1 rRNA gene is annotated in these 377 nt (G+C 39.3%); it reads left to right on the top strand.

Features of this window, described 5'->3' with window-relative positions:
• Positions 1-86: ribosomal RNA gene (locus IQR33_RS28095) — 16S ribosomal RNA — on the top strand; the annotation flags it as partial.
• Positions 87-377: the final 291 nt, after the last annotated feature.

Raw genomic sequence — 377 nt, forward strand, 5'->3', positions numbered from 1 at the left:
GGACGCTTACCACTTTGTGGTTCATGACTGGGGTGAAGTCGTAACAAGGTAGCGCTAGGGGAACCTGGCGCTGGATCACCTCCTTAAACGATGATTATACACGATGAGTGTCCACACAGATTGATAGTTCACAAGCGCAAGCTTGTAGCTAACATAGCTCTTTAACAATTTGGAAAGCTGACAAAACAATCTTTAAGATTGTTTGTAAAGTTCTCAATGTTTGTCTTTATGACAAACACCAAAAAACACATTCAAGTGTTCTTGGGAATATCACTTTTAAGTGATTATTCGAAATTTGAGTCCGGCAAAATCGAATGTCTCTCGCTCATTCAAATAATGAGAGACAACTTTGGTGATTTGAACATCAACTCGAAACT

It is taken from the genome of Vibrio sp. OPT46 (assembly GCF_015163535.1).
Taxonomy (GTDB): domain Bacteria; phylum Pseudomonadota; class Gammaproteobacteria; order Enterobacterales; family Vibrionaceae; genus Vibrio; species Vibrio alginolyticus.